The organism is Streptomyces sp. NPDC090077 (genome assembly GCF_044747545.1).
GTDB lineage: Bacteria > Actinomycetota > Actinomycetes > Streptomycetales > Streptomycetaceae > Streptomyces.
In genome coordinates this window covers 1-13,793 of sequence record NZ_JBIVEG010000020.1, presented here as the reverse complement: position 1 = coordinate 13,793, position 13,793 = coordinate 1, and the positions used below count along the sequence as shown (strand labels likewise).

Below are 13,793 nucleotides of genomic sequence, written 5' to 3'. Positions count from 1 at the left end.
GGGGCTCCGGTGGGACCGTCCCGGGGGCCCGCCTCACAGGTCCCCCCGCAGCGGCTCGTCCTCGGGCAGCGCCCGTGCCGGGTCGTCCCAGACGAGGGCCAGCCCGGCCGCCCAGTAGGCGTCGGGATCCGCCCCGTACGCCCGTTGCCGCAGGGCCTGGAGGCGCTGCGGCAGCACCGCGCCCCGGCCCGCCTCGGCGAGTTCCTCCCGCAGGCCCCGGTGGAAGGGGGCGCAGGAGGCCCCCGGGTCGGCCGGGGGTCTGCGGCAGACGGCCACCCCGTAGCCGGCCTCGTGTACGGAGTGCAGCGCGCCCAGGGTCGGTTCGGCGTCCGCGGCCCGGCAGAGCACCGGGACGGTGTTGTCGAGGAGCCCCGCGAGCCAGCCCGGGGAGGGGCTGCGGGGCCGGCCGCGCAGGCAGTCGGCCCGCTGGTCCAGCAGCGGGCCGGCCTGCACGCGCGCCCACCGTCCGGCGGCGACGGGTCCGCCGGAGCGGAACACCACCGGCCGCTGCACGCCGACCGGGGTGCCGCCCGACACGGTCCATTCGTCGACCGCGAGCCCGAACAGCTCGGGGGCGACGGCGACTTCGAGGAGCGCGGCCGCCTCGTGCGTGTCGCACCGCCGGAAGCCTTCGGCGAGCGGGGCGCGCAGGGCCTCGGGCAGGGCGGCCAGGGTGGCGCGCACGCCGGCGGCGACGGGGGTGACCCGGTCGGGCCGGGCCGGGCCGGCCAGGACGGACACCCGCCAGTCGTAGACCTCCTCCCAGCCGTGCGCCCAGGCCTCCAGCAGCACCGAGGGCCCCGGCGTCGGCACGGCGGGGCGGCGGGCGGGGCCGTGGACCTCCCGGCCTGCGGCGCGCCGGCGGCGTTCGCGTTCGGCGAGGCCGCGTTCGTGCCGTTCGCCCAGTTCCCGGCGCAGGGGGCGCCACAGCCGCTCGGCGGTGGCGCGCACCCAGTCCCACAGTTCCTCGTCCGCGCCGGGGGCGGGCGGCTCGCGGTGGTCGGCGACGCTGACGCCGGTCGCGTAGCGGAGCATGGCGGCGGCCTCGCCGCCCGCGCCGGGCGGGTCGTGCAGCAGGCCGAGGCCGTCGCGCCAGCTGAGGGGGGCGGGCAGGGTGGTGTCGGGCTCCTCGCCCCGCGCCTGTTCGGCGAGTTCCCGTACGGCCTCGGACGAGCCGGGCGGCGGGAGTTCGGCGAGCAGTCCGCACAGGGTGGTGCGCTCGCCGGGGGTGAGGCGGCCGCGGCCGCCGTAGGGGTCGCCGTCGCCGTCGGGCAGTTCGTCGTGCACGTCGGTCCAGGTCCGGCGGCTGTCGAGGTCGCTCAGGTGCCGGTCGTAGTGGTACAGGTCGTGGGCCTGCATGACCCTGCGGTAGAGGCCGGTCTGGCCGGTGGCCGCCATGGGCAGGGTCCGCAGCTGGGCCACGGACACGGCGAGGCCCCCGCCGGCTCCGCTGCGGCGTGCCTTGACCACTCCGACGACCTCGCCGCGGGCGAGGTCGACCACGGGCCCGCCGGACATGCCGGCCTCGATCTCGTCGTCGTCGCCGAGGCGGATCGCGGCCCCGCCCGCGGCGATGCCGCGGAGCCGGGTGGTGCGGCCGGTGATCTCGCGGAAGCCGAGTTCCTCGGTGCAGCCGAAGTAGGCGGCTTCGTCGAGGCGGGGTCTGGCCCGGTCGGTGAGCCAGACGCAGGCGTGGGTGACGGGGGCGAGGACGCGGACGAGCGCCAGGTCGGGCAGGTCCCACAGGGCGCGGCGGCCGGGCCGCCGCTCGTCGAGCCGTTCGGGCAGGACGCATTCCACCCGGCCCGTGACCGTCCCGGTGGCGCCGTCGGGGCCGGGGCCCCCGGTGCCGCCGGAGAAGAAGGTGATGCCGACCTCACGCCCGGCCAGCCGCACGGCAGCACCCCCTTCGCCGACCACGTGCGCGCACGTCAGGACCCAGCCCGGGGCGATGAAGAACCCGCTCCCCCACGTCGGCCCCGTCCCGGGGTTCTCATACCCGTCCGGGGGCGCGTGGACGCGTACGGTGGCGGCCCGGACGAGGGGTTCCAGGAGCTCGAAGGCGCGCGCGGATCCGGCCGTGCGCCCGTCCGGCATCTCTGGCCCCCCGTCCCCCGCTCGTCCCGTGAAGGGGCGTCCACGGTAGCGCCGGGTGACGGGTGGGCGGGAGGGTCTCGGGAGTAAGCGGATTATCCTGGCGGGAAACACCCCCATCACCACGACACGGCACGGAGCCCGACTTGTACTTCACCGATCGCGGCATCGAGGAGCTGGAGAAGCGGCGCGGCGAGGAGGAGGTCACCTTCGAGTGGCTCGCCGAGCAGCTCCGCACGTTCGTCGACCTGAACCCGGACTTCGAGGTCCCGGTGGAACGCCTGGCGACCTGGCTGGCCCGGCTGGACGACGAGGACGAGGACGACGAGTAGTCCGAGCAGCGCGTGAGCGCGGCAGAGGGGCCCGACCGCGTGCGGTCGGGCCCCTCTGCCGTGTGCTGCCGGGAGGGCGCCGGATCAGGCGGCCTTGGTCTCCCAGAAGATGCGGTCGATCTCGGCGATGAGCTCCAGGGCCTTGGCGCCGGTCGCCGGGTCGTTCGACGCCTTGGCGGCCGAGAGGGCCTTCAGGGTGTCGTTGACCAGGGTGTGCAGCTGGGGGTACTTCTCGAAGTGCGGGGGCTTGAAGTAGTCGCTCCACAGCACCGAGACGTGGTGCTTCGCGAGCTCGGCGCGCTGCTCCTTGATGGTGATGGCGCGGGCGCGGAAGTCGGCGTCCTCGTTGGCCTGGTACTTCTCCTGGACGGCCTTGACGGACTCGGCCTCGATGCGGGCCTGGGCCGGGTCGTACACGCCGCAGGGCAGGTCGCAGTGGGCGGAGACCTTCACCTTGGGGGCGAAGAAGCGGGAAAGCATTGGAGTGGGTCCTCCTCGTGATCGTCTTCTCAAGGGTGGAGATTACTCGCTGAGAATCCGGAAATCGCGGGCGCCCCCATGGGCTTAGGACAAAAGTCCAGCCCCGGCCGAGCGGGGGTGAGCGAACGTACGGGGCCGTGCGGCAGCATGCGGGGAGCGATGAGGAGGCCGGAGATGGCGGAGAGCGGGCGGGTGCGGGTGCGCGTGGGGATCACCGAGGTGACGGGGCCGTCGATGGTGCCGACGCTGGTGCACGGGGACCGGCTGCTGGTCCGGTACGGGGCGTTGGTCCGGCCGGGTGACGTGGTGGTGTTCCGGCATCCGCTCCAGCAGGACCTGCTGGTGGTGAAGCGGGCGGCGGGGCGCCGGCCGGGCGGCTGGTGGGTGCTCGGGGACAACCCGTTCAACGAGACCGGGGACAGCACCGACTACGGCGCGGTCCCCGAGGAGCTGGTGCTGGCGGTGGCCTTCCTGCGGCTGCGGCCGCGCCCGGCGGCGGCTCAGCGTTCGCTGAGGGCGTGGCTGTCCTGGGCGCTGTCGGCGGTGCGGCCGCTGCGTGCGGACGCCTCGGCCTCCAGCCGCTTGCGGGCGCGGTAGGCGGCGACGTTGGCGCGGGTGGCGCAGCGGTCGGAGCAGTAGCGCCGGGAGCGGTTGGTGGAGGTGTCGAGGTAGGCGTTGCGGCAGGGCGGGGCCTGGCAGAGGCCGAGGCGGTCGGGGCCGTGCTCGGTGAGGGCGAAGGCGAGTCCCATGGCGGCCATGGCGGCGTAGCCGGCGGAGGCGTTGGAGGGGTGCTCGGCGAGGTGGATGTGCCAGTCGGGGCTGCCGTCCTCGCGGACGGTGTCGTGGCCGGTGACCTGGGGGCTGACGGGGAACTCCATGAGGAGGGAGTTCAGCAGGTCGACGGCGAGGGCGTGGTCGCCGCGGTCGGCGGCCTCGAAGACGGCGCGCAGCCGGCCGCGGACGTTGCGGAAGCGGGTGACGTCGGTGTCGGTGACCCGGCGGGCCATCTGCACGCTGGCGCCGAAGAGGGCGCGGACGTCGTCCACCGAGGTGAGGGCGTCCTTGTTGCGGGCCGGCTCCTCGGTGTTGACCAGGCGCACGGCGAAGTCCGAGTAATGGGCCAGTTCCACTTGTAGTCCTTACGGCTGCGAATTACTGTCGACATCAGCCGGGTAACGGCTGCTTGACCTTCGAGGGTATTACGTGTGGAGGGGTTCGTGATGGCGGACGCGGTGACCGGCTCGTTCGGTACGGACTGGCGGGCCTGGCAGGAGAGCTGGGACCGCCAGCAGGAGTGGTACATGCCCGACCGCGAGGAGCGGTTCCGGGTGATGCTGGACATGGTGGAGGCCCTCACCGGGCCCTCCCCCCGGGTGCTGGACCTCGCGTGCGGTACGGGAAGTATCACGGACCGGCTGCTGCAGCGGTTCCCGGAAGCCTCCAGTACGGGCCTGGACCTCGACCCCGCGCTGCTGACGATCGCCCGGGGGCACTTCGCCGGGGACGACCGGGTCTCCTTCGTCACCGCCGACCTCAAGGACCCGGACTGGCGCGCGGCCCTCCCGTACGACGCGTACGACGCCGTGCTGACCGCGACCGCCCTGCACTGGCTGCCCAGCACGGAGCTGGCCGTCCTGTACGGGCAGATCGCCCCGCTGGTGCGCCCCGGCGGGGTCTTCATGAACGCCGACCACATGCCCGACCCGGCCACCCCCCGGATCGGCGCCGCCGAGCGCGCCCACCGGCACGCCGGGATGGACCGGGCGCGGGCGGCAGGGGCCCTGGACTGGCGGGAGTGGTGGAGCCTGGCGGGCTCCGACCCGGTGCTCGCCGACGCGGTGGCGGCCCGGTTCGAGATCTACGGGGAGCACGCCGACGGCGACACCCCCGACGAGGCCTGGCACGCCCGCACCCTGCGCGGGGCCGGCTTCGCCGAGGCCCGGACGGTCTGGCGCTCCCCCTCCGACGCCCTGGTCCTAGGACTCCGGTAGGAACTTCGGGCGCACGCGCCGCAGGGGCGGTACGGGAACCCGTACCGCCCCTGCGTCAGCGTTTTCCGGCTAGAGGACCTTCGACAGGAACGCCTTGGTCCGGTCGTGCTGCGGGTTGCCCAGCACGTCGCGCGGGTTGCCGGACTCGACCACGACGCCGCCGTCCATGAAGACGAGGTTGTCGCCGACCTCGCGGGCGAAGCCCATCTCGTGGGTCACCACGATCATGGTCATGCCCGACTCGGCCAGGTCCCGCATGACGTCGAGGACGTCGCCGACCAGCTCCGGGTCCAGGGCCGAGGTGGGCTCGTCGAAGAGCATCAGCTTCGGCTCCATGGCCAGCGCGCGGGCGATCGCCACGCGCTGCTGCTGGCCGCCGGAGAGCTGGGACGGGTAGTTCCCGCCCTTGGTGCCGAGGCCGACGCGGTCGAGGAGCTTGACCGCGCGCTCGCGCGCCACGGCCTTGCTCTCGCCCTTGACCAGGACCGGGGCTTCCATGACGTTCTCTATGGCCGTCATGTGCGGGAAGAGGTTGAAGCGCTGGAAGACCATGCCGATGTCCCGGCGCTGGGCCGCGACCTCGCTGTCCTTCAGCTCGTAGAGCTTGTCGCCCTTCTGCTTGTAGCCCACCAGCTGGCCGTCGACCGAGAGCCGGCCGGCGTTGATGCGCTCCAGGTGGTTGATGCAGCGCAGGAAGGTGGACTTGCCGGAGCCGGACGGGCCGACCAGGCAGAAGACCTCGCGGGGGGCGACCTCCAGGTCGATGCCCCGGAGGATGTGGGCGGCGCCGTACGACTTGTGGACGCCTTCGGCCTTGACCATCGGCTGGGCGGTCACTTCGCCACCTCCGTACGGCGGAACATGTTCAGGTTGGCCTTGAGCCGCTCGAACGGGGTGGGCGGCAGGCTGCGCAGCGAGCCGCGGGCGTAGCGGCGCTCCAGGTAGTACTGGCCGACGCTGAAGACGCTGGTCAGCGCGAGGTACCAGATGGAGGCCACGAAGTACATCTCGATGACCGCGCCGGCGGTGCTGCCGATGTTGGAGCTGGCCCGCAGGAGTTCGGTGTACTGCACCGCCGAGACCAGGGACGAGGTCTTCAGCATGTTGATGAACTCGTTGCCGGTCGGCGGGATGATCACGCGCATCGCCTGCGGCAGCACGACGCGGCGCATGGTCTGCACCTGGGTCATGCCGAGCGCGTGCGAGGCCTCGGTCTGGCCCTCGTCGACGGACTGGATGCCCGCACGGACGATCTCCGCCATGTAGGCGCCCTCGTTCAGGCCGAGGCCCAGCAGGGCGACCATGAACGGCGTCATGACGTCGACGGTCTCGTTCTTGTAGATCGGCCCCAGGTTGATGTACTGGAAGATCAGCGGGAGGCTGAACCAGACCAGCAGCTGCACGTAGACCGGGGTGCCGCGGAAGAACCAGATGTAGATCCAGGACACGAAGCTCGTGACCGGGTTCTTCGACAGCCGCATCACGGCGAAGAGGATGCCCAGCGCCAGGCCCAGCGCCATGGCCGAGATGCTGATGATGATGGTGTTGCCGAGGCCGCTGAGGACCGCGGGGTCGAACAGCTTGTCGCCGACCGTCGCCCAGATGATCTTGCCCTGGGAGAAGGCGTAGACGAGCCACGCCAGGATGGCGGCGACGGCCACGGCGCTGATCCAGCGGCCGTAGTGCCGTACGGGGATGGCCTTGATGGCCTCGTAGGGGGAACCCGAGGCGCCGGGTCCGGCCGGAGCGGCGGCCGGACCCTTGTCGATCTTGTCAGTCACAATGACTGCCCTTCAGTGGAGCTCTCGGATCACTTGCCTGCGTTGACCGTGGCGGACTGCACGGCGCTGTCCTTCACGTTCCACTTCTCCAGGACCTTGGCGTAGGAGCCGTCCTTGATGATGGCGTCGAGGGCTTCCTTGAGCGCGTCGCGCAGCTGGGTGTTCTCCTTGGAGACCGCGATGCCGAACAGGCCGACGTCGGCCTGCGCGCCGCCGACCTCGAAGTCGTTGCCGCCGCCGGAGGTCTTCGCCGTGTAGGCGGTGACCGGGAAGTCGTTCAGGTCGGCCACGGCGCCGCCGGCCTTGACGCGGGTCTGGGCCTCGGCGTCGGTGTCGAAGGCCTCGATGGTGAGCTTCTTGTCACCGCACTTCTCGGCCTGCGCCTTGAAGGTGTCCTCGTACGTGGTGCCGCGCTGGACGGCGACGGTCTTGCCGCAGAGGTCGTCGAGGGACTTGATGTTGTCCGGGTTGCCCTTCTTGACCAGGAGCGAGACGCCGGAGGAGAAGTAGTCGACGAAGTCGACGCCCTTGCCGATCTTCTGGCCCTTGTCGTCGAGGCCTTCCTGGCGCTTCTTGTTGTCCGTGATCGAGGACATCGCGATGTCCTGGCGACCGGTCTCCAGGGAGGTGATCAGGCCGTCGAAGGTGCCGGAGGTGAACTGGAACTTCACGCCGAGCTGCTTGCCGAGGGCCTCGGCGATGTCGGGGTCCACACCGACGATCTTGCCGCCGTCGACGAACTCCATCGGCGCGTAGGCCGTGTCGGAGCCGACCTTGATGACACCCGCGTCCTGGATCTTCTTCGGGAGCTTCGAGAACAGCGGGGCGCTGTTGTCGGCCTTGCCCGAGTTCGAGGAGCCGTTGCCCTCGGTCTGGTCGCCACATCCGGTGAGGATCAGGGCGCCGGCGACCGCGATCGCGCCGACCGCGGCGATCCGGGACCGGGCGGCGGTCGTACGACGGGTGGTGCTTGCGGTCATGAGCGGTTCCTCCGACAGGGGTGGAAAAGCATCCGAGAGAAGGACGGACACGCACCATCGAGTGTCGCGACCTTGTGTGATTACGGCATCTTGCCATTCGGACTGACGCATTCAGGGTGCCCGTCAGGTCAAAATCAGATAACGGGCGCCCCCGACTACCCAACAGGACTGCGGGCAAGGCCCGTCGGAGCCGCACAAACCGCCGTGACCTGGCGCTTTCGCCTCACTATTTACGGTGCGTCTCGACTGCTGGACAGAGAGATTTGGACTTTTAGCCAAAACCGGGGCAAGGACCCTACGATCAGTCCGGAATCGACTCGTCTGGGCGAGTGTTCTTCGGGTAGAACAGATCCTTACACCCCTCATCCGGGGCTCAGGGCGCGCGTGCGGCGCGCCCGCGCGTACGAACCTCCCCTCCGCGGAGGCGGTCCAACCGTCGATGCGGAGTACGGACGCGGTGCCCGCCCACCCCTTAACCAGGAGTGGCCACCCTCAACGATTCAAAGGACTTAAGGGGTCACACGAAGTGGCAGCGGAGATCGTCAACCCTCGCAGCGACAGTGCGACGGACAACAACCCCGATGCGGTGTTCGCACTGCACCGGGGCGGCAAGATGGCCATTCAGGCCACGGTGCCGGTGAACGACAAGGACGACCTGTCCCTGGCGTACACCCCCGGCGTGGCGAAGGTGTGCACCGCCATCGCCGAGCAGCCGGAGCTCGTGAACGAGTACACCTGGAAGTCGAACGTGGTCGCCGTCGTCACCGACGGTACGGCCGTGCTCGGACTCGGTGACATCGGTCCCGAGGCCTCCCTCCCCGTCATGGAGGGCAAGGCGATTCTTTTCAAGCAGTTCGGCGGCGTGGACGCGGTTCCGATCGCGCTCGCGACCAAGGACACGGACGAGATCGTCGAGACGGTCATCCGTCTGGCGCCGTCCTTCGGCGGGGTGAACCTGGAGGACATCTCCGCCCCCCGCTGCTTCGAGATCGAGCGCCGCCTCCAGGAGGCGCTGGACATCCCGATCTTCCACGACGACCAGCACGGCACGGCCATCGTGACGCTGGCCGCCCTGCGGAACGCGGCGAAGCTCACCGGTCGCACCCTCGGCGACCTGCGCGCCGTGATCGCGGGTGCCGGCGCGGCGGGCATCGCCATCGCCAAGATCCTGGTCGACGCGGGCATCGGCGACGTCTGCGTCACCGACCGCAAGGGCGTGGTCTCCTCGGACCGCTCCGACCTGACGGACGTCAAGGCCGAGATCGCGGGCCTGACCAACAAGACCGGCCTGAACGGCACGCTGGAGGAGGCCCTCGCGGGCGCGGACGTCTTCATCGGCGTCTCCGGCGGCACCGTGGGCGAGGAGGCCGTGGCCACGATGGCGGAGAACTCCTTCGTCTTCGCCATGGCCAACCCGAACCCGGAGGTCCACCCCGACGTCGCGCACAAGTACGCGGCCGTCGTGGCGACCGGCCGTTCGGACTTCCCGAACCAGATCAACAACGTGCTGGCGTTCCCGGGCATCTTCGCGGGTGCCCTGAAGGTCCGCGCGACCCGGATCACCGAGGGCATGAAGATCGCCGCCGCCGACGCCATCGCCGGTGTCGTGGGTGACGAGCTCGCCGCCGACTACGTGATCCCGTCGCCGTTCGACGAGCGCGTCGCCGAGGCCGTCACGGCCGCGGTCGCCGCCGCGGCGAAGGCCGACGGGGTGGCCCGCCTGGCCTGAGCGCCACGCTGAGTCACCGTGCCACGAGTGGGGCCCGGCCGGATCCTTCCGGCCGGGCCTCTTCGCGTGCGCGTCGTCCCCCCGCGGGAACGCACCCTCCCCGCCCCCGAACCGGGAGGGGTCGTTCCGCCCCCCTTGCCGGGCGCGCGGAAGAACGCGGGAACGCAAAGCGAGAACGCGACGGGAATGACAGGCTCATGTCGAGCGCGCCGCATGGCTTGAATCCTACCCCTCCCCAGGGTCCCTCCCGACGTTCCGGTTAGCCCTATGCGGGGCGCAAACCGCCTGGTACGGAGGGTAGTTGAGCGTCGAACCACCACTTCCACTCCGGCCGGTCCGCGATCACCCGCCCCTGGTCAGGAAGGCCTACCGACCGGTAGCGTCTGGCGCCATGTTCGCTGCCTATGCCGCCCGAATCGACCGAGACCAGCCGCTGAGCGGCCTTGAGCTGGGCGAACGCCCAGCCCCCGAGGCCCGTCCCGGCTGGGTGACCGTCAACGTCAGGGCCGCCTCGCTCAACCACCACGACCTGTGGTCACTGCGCGGAGTCGGCCTCGGCGAGGACAAACTGCCCATGATCCTCGGCTGCGACGCCGCCGGGACCGACCAGGACGGCAACGAGGTCGTCCTGCACTCCGTGATCGGCCAGAGCGGCCACGGCGTCGGCCCGGACGAGCCCCGCTCCATCCTCACCGAGCGCTACCAGGGCACCTTCGCCGAGCAGGTGACCGTCCCCGCCTGGAACGTGCTGCGCAAGCCCGCCGGGCTGTCCTTCGAGGAGGCCGCCTGCCTCCCGACGGCCTGGCTGACGGCGTACCGGATGCTCTTCACCAACGCCGGGGTCCGCCCCGGGGACTCCGTGCTCGTCCAGGGCGCCGGCGGCGGGGTCGCCACCGCCGCGATCGTCCTGGGCAAGGCCGCCGGCCTGCGGGTCTTCGCCACGAGCCGGGACGAGGCCAAGCGCAAGCGGGCCGTGGAGCTGGGCGCGCTGGAGGCGTTCGAGCCGGGCGCCCGGCTCCCGCACCGCGTGGACGCGGTCATCGAGACGGTGGGCGCCGCGACCTGGTCGCACTCGGTCAAGAGCCTGCGCCCCGGCGGCACCCTGGTGATCTCGGGCGCGACCAGCGGCGGCACCCCGCCGTCGGGCGAGCTGCACCGGATCTTCTTCCTGGAGCTGAAGGTGGTCGGCTCGACCATGGGCACCAAGGACGAGCTGGAGGACCTGCTGTCCTTCTGCGCGGCCACCGGCATCCGCCCCGTCATCGACGAGGTCCTGCCGCTGGACCGCGCCCGCGAGGGCTTCGAGAAGCTCGCATCGGGCGACCTCTTCGGCAAGATCGTCCTCACGACCTGAGGCCGGGCGGCCGTGCGGACGTCAATCAGGGTTGACACCCCTCCCGCGTCAACCTAGATTGACAAGCATGACCGAAGCGACCGACCTCGCCGCACGGGCCGGTGACCGGGACCCGCGCGTGGGCCTGCGTGCCGTGGCCGCCCTCCGCAGGCTGCTGGAGCAGCTGGAGGCCGTACAGGTGCGCAGCGCCCGCGCGCAGGGCTGGTCCTGGCAGGAGATCGCGTCCGAGCTGGGCGTCAGCCGGCAGGCCGTACACAAGAAGCACGGGAGGCTGTGATGTTCGAACGCTTCACCCGGGACGCGCGGTACGCGGTGGCGGGTGCGGTGGCCCAGGCCCGGGCCGCGGGAGCCGGGGCCGTCACCGAGGAGCACCTGCTCCTGTCGCTGCTGGACGGCGGCGCACTGGACCCGCTGCGCGTCGACGGCACGGCGGTCGCGGCCGACCTCGAAGCGGCCCGCCGCCGGGGCGGGATGTCCAAGGCGGACGAGGAGGCCCTCGCGGGCCTCGGCATCGACCTCTCGGAGGTCGTCGCCCGGATCGAGGAGACGCACGGCACGGGCGCCCTCGCGGCCCCCGCTCCCCGTAGGCCGGGGCTGGGCGCCTCGCTCCGCGAGGCCCTGGGCCGGCCCTCCCCGGACCGGCGCCACTTCCCCCTCACCCAGGGCGCGAAGAAGACCCTGGAGCAGTCCCTGCGCATCGCCCTGGGCCGCAAGGACCGTCACATCGGCACCCTCCACCTGCTCCTGGCCCTGGTCTCGCGCCCCGGCCCGGCCTCCGAGGCCCTCGCGGACCACGGAGTCACCTACGCCACGGTGGAGACCGCCCTCGCGGCCTAGGCCTTCAGCCCCGCCGCGATGCGGGCGGCGGCGGCCGCCAGGTGGGCGCGGGCCTCGGCGAGCTGTGCCGGGGTCACGCCGTGGTCGCGGGCCGCGTCGCGCACGTCGTCGCGGAAACGGTCCAGCAGCCGGTCCAGGTCCCGCGCCGGGTCCTCGGTGGGCGCCAGGTCCTCGGCCCACCCCGAGCCCGCGGGCCCCGGCGCGCTCGGCGTCTCGGCGGGGCCGGCCGGGGTGCCGTTGCCCAGCCAGGCCCCGGCCAGGCTGCCCAGGACCCCGCCGGACTTGGAGAACTGCTCCTGGAGCTGCGCGGCGATCCGCTGGACCTCCTCGCGGGCCCGCTCCTGGGCCTCCTTGGCCTGGCGCCGGGCCTGCTGGGCCTCCTCGCGGGCCCGGCGGCTCTCGTCCTTCGCCCGGCGGGCCTGCTCCTTCCACTCCTGTCTGGCCTTGCGGAACTCCTCCTTGGCCACCTTCCAGTTCTCGTCCTCGACCTGCGTCGCCGTCGCGGACGCCGCGGCCCGCATCTCGCGGCGCAGGTCGCCGGCGGCGCCCCGGACGTCGTCCCGGATCTCGGCGGCCAGCTCGGAGACCGAGTCCCGGATCTCCAGCTCCAGGTCCGCCAGCTCCCCGACCCGGCCCGCCAGCTCGGCGCGGCCCGCCTCGGTGATGGAGTACACCTTGCGCCCGCCCTCGGTGGCGTACGTGACCAGCCCCTCGGCCTCCAGCTTGGCCAGCCGCGGGTACACCGTGCCCGCGGAGGGTGCGTACAGCCCCTGGAAGCGCTCCTCCAGCAGCCGGATCACCTCGTACCCGTGGCGGGGCGCCTCGTCCAGCAGCTTGAGCAGGTAGAGGCGGAGGCGGCCGTGGGCGAAGACGGGCGGCATGTCAGAGCACCTTCTTGTCGAGCTGGAGGGGAGCGGCCGCGGCCTGCGGGCGGCTCAGCAGGGCGATCGCCCCGGAGACGGTGGTGGCGCGAAGGGTGCCGGAGCCGGAGCCGAGGGTGCCGGTGATCCGCTTGGCGCCGAACTGGCCGGTGACCCGCAGGTCCGCGAAGCCGTTGGAGACGCTGCCGGTGGCGGTGTTGGCCTCGACCTTGGCGTCGGCGGGGTGCGGGAGGCGGATCGCCACCTCGCCGGAGACGGAGTTCAGGAAGATGTCCACCGGCCGGGCGGCGTCCGGGTCCGGGACGAGGTCGATGAGCATGTCCCCGCTGACCGAGTCGGCCCGTACGCTGCCGGCCGCGCCGTCGACCACGGTCAGCCCACCGGAGACGGAGTGGAAGCCGAACTCACCCGCGACGGACTGCGCCTCGACACCGCCGGACACCGTCCGCGCCTCCACCCGCCCGGAGAGCCCGACCAGCGTCGCGTCGCCCGAGACCCCGTTGACCTCGGTCCCGCCGGAGATCCCGGACACGAAGGCCGCGGCGCTGACGGTGGCCAGCTGTACGCGGGTGCCGGCGGGGACGGTCAGCGTCACCGTGACGCTGCGCTCCCAGGCCTTGCGGCCGTCCGGGGAGGAGCCCGCCCAGGCCTTCCAGGGCTTGCCCTCGATCCACTTCCGGAAGCCCTGGGAGCCGTTCCAGGGGAGGTCCTCGTACGACAGCGTGAGGGTGCCGCCCTCCTGGACCACGTGCAGCGGGGGCCCGTCGACCTCGGCGACCTCCAGCCGGGCCGGGCCCTCCTCGGCGGCGACCACGTTGACGGTGCCGCCGACGACGCGTACGCGGAGGTCGCTGACCGGCTCCTCGAAGGTGAGCTTCTGCGGTGCGGCGACGGACCACGTCATCTGCTCTGGCATGTGCTGCTCCTCTTCAGGCTGACGCACGCAACATATCGCGTCTTCTTGCAGACACGATATATCGCGCTAGCCCGAAGTCAAGCACCCCCGCTCTCCCCGCCGCGCCGCTCGCGCCGCCCGGCCCCTGGGGGGCCTGCCCGGCTTCGCGCCGCTGCGCCGGACTCCGTCCGTCGGACCTGGGCGGGGCCGGTGCGGGGGGCTGGGGCCGGTGGGCCGAGTGCGGGTGGCCGTACCTCTGCGCGGGGCGAGGTCCCCCACCCACCCTTCGCCCGTTCCCCGGGCTCCGCCCGGACCCCTCCTGGGGGCTCCGCCCCCAGACCCCCGCGCCTCAATCGCCGGCGGGGCTGAGTTGTGCCGGCCACCGCTGGATGTGCCGGGCCGGTCGCCCGGCGGGCTGGAGTGCGCGCAGCGCACTCCA

General features: G+C 72.2%; 15 protein-coding genes. 7 read left to right on the top strand and 8 right to left on the bottom strand.

The genetic code is table 11. The features are described 5' to 3' along the window. Positions 1 to 33: 33 nt before the first annotated feature. Positions 34 to 2,097: a trypsin-like peptidase domain-containing protein gene (locus tag ACIPW5_RS27545; protein ID WP_401250198.1), complete on the bottom strand. Its 2,064-nt coding sequence runs from the start codon at positions 2,095 to 2,097 to the stop codon at positions 34 to 36. A gap of 143 nt (positions 2,098 to 2,240) precedes the next feature. Here ACIPW5_RS27545 and ACIPW5_RS27540 point away from each other — a divergent pair, with 143 nt between their 5' ends. Continuing rightward, entirely contained in the window at positions 2,241 to 2,426 is a 186-nt protein-coding gene (locus ACIPW5_RS27540) for a DUF6104 family protein (protein WP_007266501.1), read from the top strand. A gap of 84 nt (positions 2,427 to 2,510) precedes the next feature. Here ACIPW5_RS27540 and sodN read toward each other — a convergent pair whose 3' ends face one another. Further along, entirely contained in the window at positions 2,511 to 2,906 is a 396-nt protein-coding gene (gene sodN / locus ACIPW5_RS27535) for a superoxide dismutase, Ni (RefSeq protein WP_007266490.1), read from the bottom strand. Between the two features lie 174 nt (positions 2,907 to 3,080). Here sodN and sodX point away from each other — a divergent pair, with 174 nt between their 5' ends. Then, positions 3,081 to 3,503, top strand: coding sequence for a nickel-type superoxide dismutase maturation protease (sodX, locus tag ACIPW5_RS27530; protein WP_401250194.1), 423 nt, complete (start codon positions 3,081 to 3,083; stop codon positions 3,501 to 3,503). On the opposite strand, the gene ACIPW5_RS27525 is transcribed toward sodX, so the two are convergent. Continuing rightward, positions 3,407 to 4,036, bottom strand: coding sequence for a CGNR zinc finger domain-containing protein (locus ACIPW5_RS27525; RefSeq protein ID WP_401250192.1), 630 nt, complete (start codon positions 4,034 to 4,036; stop codon positions 3,407 to 3,409). The genes sodX and ACIPW5_RS27525 overlap by 97 nt on opposite strands. 90 nt (positions 4,037 to 4,126) lie before the next feature. Between ACIPW5_RS27525 and ACIPW5_RS27520 the strand changes: the two genes are divergently transcribed. Further along, on the top strand, positions 4,127 to 4,897 hold the full coding sequence (locus tag ACIPW5_RS27520; protein ID WP_401250189.1) for a methyltransferase domain-containing protein: 771 nt from the start codon (positions 4,127 to 4,129) through the stop codon (positions 4,895 to 4,897). Between the two features lie 69 nt (positions 4,898 to 4,966). Here the strand turns inward: ACIPW5_RS27520 and ACIPW5_RS27515 are convergent, their stop codons facing one another. From ACIPW5_RS27515 to ACIPW5_RS27505, 3 genes are read right to left on the bottom strand one after another with little or no spacing between them, the layout of a single operon-like run. Beyond that, the gene (locus ACIPW5_RS27515; protein WP_401250483.1) at positions 4,967 to 5,719 is read right to left on the bottom strand and encodes an amino acid ABC transporter ATP-binding protein; all 753 of its coding nucleotides are present in this window, start codon (positions 5,717 to 5,719) and stop codon (positions 4,967 to 4,969) included. 11 nt (positions 5,720 to 5,730) lie between these two features. Continuing rightward, the gene (locus ACIPW5_RS27510) at positions 5,731 to 6,678 is read right to left on the bottom strand and encodes an amino acid ABC transporter permease (RefSeq protein WP_401250186.1); all 948 of its coding nucleotides are present in this window, start codon (positions 6,676 to 6,678) and stop codon (positions 5,731 to 5,733) included. A gap of 29 nt (positions 6,679 to 6,707) precedes the next feature. Continuing rightward, positions 6,708 to 7,658 carry an ABC transporter substrate-binding protein gene (locus ACIPW5_RS27505; protein ID WP_401250184.1) on the bottom strand — a complete coding sequence of 317 codons (951 nt, stop codon included), beginning with the start codon at positions 7,656 to 7,658 and terminating at the stop codon, positions 6,708 to 6,710. Between the two features lie 526 nt (positions 7,659 to 8,184). Here ACIPW5_RS27505 and ACIPW5_RS27500 point away from each other — a divergent pair. The 4 genes from ACIPW5_RS27500 to ACIPW5_RS27485 all read left to right on the top strand — a co-directional run bounded on the left by ACIPW5_RS27500 (position 8,185) and on the right by ACIPW5_RS27485 (position 11,578). After that, on the top strand, positions 8,185 to 9,387 hold the full coding sequence (locus tag ACIPW5_RS27500; protein ID WP_007266483.1) for an NADP-dependent malic enzyme: 1,203 nt from the start codon (positions 8,185 to 8,187) through the stop codon (positions 9,385 to 9,387). 391 nt (positions 9,388 to 9,778) lie between these two features. Then, complete coding sequence (locus ACIPW5_RS27495; RefSeq protein WP_401250181.1) at positions 9,779 to 10,741, top strand: zinc-binding dehydrogenase; 963 nt, start codon at positions 9,779 to 9,781, stop codon at positions 10,739 to 10,741. A 67-nt stretch (positions 10,742 to 10,808) separates the two neighbouring features. Beyond that, positions 10,809 to 11,018 (top strand): helix-turn-helix domain-containing protein, encoded by a 210-nt coding sequence (locus tag ACIPW5_RS27490; protein ID WP_362467998.1) that lies wholly within the window; start codon positions 10,809 to 10,811, stop codon positions 11,016 to 11,018. Further along, the gene (locus ACIPW5_RS27485; RefSeq protein WP_401250177.1) at positions 11,018 to 11,578 is read left to right on the top strand and encodes a Clp protease N-terminal domain-containing protein; all 561 of its coding nucleotides are present in this window, start codon (positions 11,018 to 11,020) and stop codon (positions 11,576 to 11,578) included. The genes ACIPW5_RS27490 and ACIPW5_RS27485 overlap by 1 nt, the downstream gene beginning before the upstream one ends. On the opposite strand, the gene ACIPW5_RS27480 is transcribed toward ACIPW5_RS27485, so the two are convergent. Then, a complete protein-coding gene (locus ACIPW5_RS27480) occupies positions 11,575 to 12,459 on the bottom strand; it encodes a helix-turn-helix transcriptional regulator (protein ID WP_401250175.1) in 885 nt (294 codons plus the stop codon). The two genes, ACIPW5_RS27485 and ACIPW5_RS27480, sit on opposite strands and share 4 nt — an antisense overlap. Before the next feature lies 1 nt (position 12,460). Then, positions 12,461 to 13,375 carry a DUF4097 family beta strand repeat-containing protein gene (locus ACIPW5_RS27475; RefSeq protein ID WP_401250172.1) on the bottom strand — a complete coding sequence of 305 codons (915 nt, stop codon included), beginning with the start codon at positions 13,373 to 13,375 and terminating at the stop codon, positions 12,461 to 12,463. Positions 13,376 to 13,793: the final 418 nt, after the last annotated feature.

Bases quoted from the DNA above. Each gene is read 5' to 3' on its own strand.
- ACIPW5_RS27545 (WP_401250198.1), bottom strand. From the start codon at position 2,097: ATGCCGGACGGGCGCACGGCCGGATCCGCGCGCGCCTTCGAGCTCCTG.
- sodN (WP_007266490.1), bottom strand. From the start codon at position 2,906: ATGCTTTCCCGCTTCTTCGCCCCCAAGGTGAAGGTCTCCGCCCACTGC.
- sodX (WP_401250194.1), top strand. From the start codon at position 3,081: ATGGCGGAGAGCGGGCGGGTGCGGGTGCGCGTGGGGATCACCGAGGTG.
- ACIPW5_RS27520 (WP_401250189.1), top strand. From the start codon at position 4,127: ATGGCGGACGCGGTGACCGGCTCGTTCGGTACGGACTGGCGGGCCTGG.
- ACIPW5_RS27515 (WP_401250483.1), bottom strand. From the start codon at position 5,719: ATGGTCAAGGCCGAAGGCGTCCACAAGTCGTACGGCGCCGCCCACATC.
- ACIPW5_RS27505 (WP_401250184.1), bottom strand. From the start codon at position 7,658: ATGACCGCAAGCACCACCCGTCGTACGACCGCCGCCCGGTCCCGGATC.
- ACIPW5_RS27495 (WP_401250181.1), top strand. From the start codon at position 9,779: ATGTTCGCTGCCTATGCCGCCCGAATCGACCGAGACCAGCCGCTGAGC.
- ACIPW5_RS27490 (WP_362467998.1), top strand. From the start codon at position 10,809: ATGACCGAAGCGACCGACCTCGCCGCACGGGCCGGTGACCGGGACCCG.
- ACIPW5_RS27485 (WP_401250177.1), top strand. From the start codon at position 11,018: ATGTTCGAACGCTTCACCCGGGACGCGCGGTACGCGGTGGCGGGTGCG.
- ACIPW5_RS27480 (WP_401250175.1), bottom strand. From the start codon at position 12,459: ATGCCGCCCGTCTTCGCCCACGGCCGCCTCCGCCTCTACCTGCTCAAG.
- ACIPW5_RS27475 (WP_401250172.1), bottom strand. From the start codon at position 13,375: ATGCCAGAGCAGATGACGTGGTCCGTCGCCGCACCGCAGAAGCTCACC.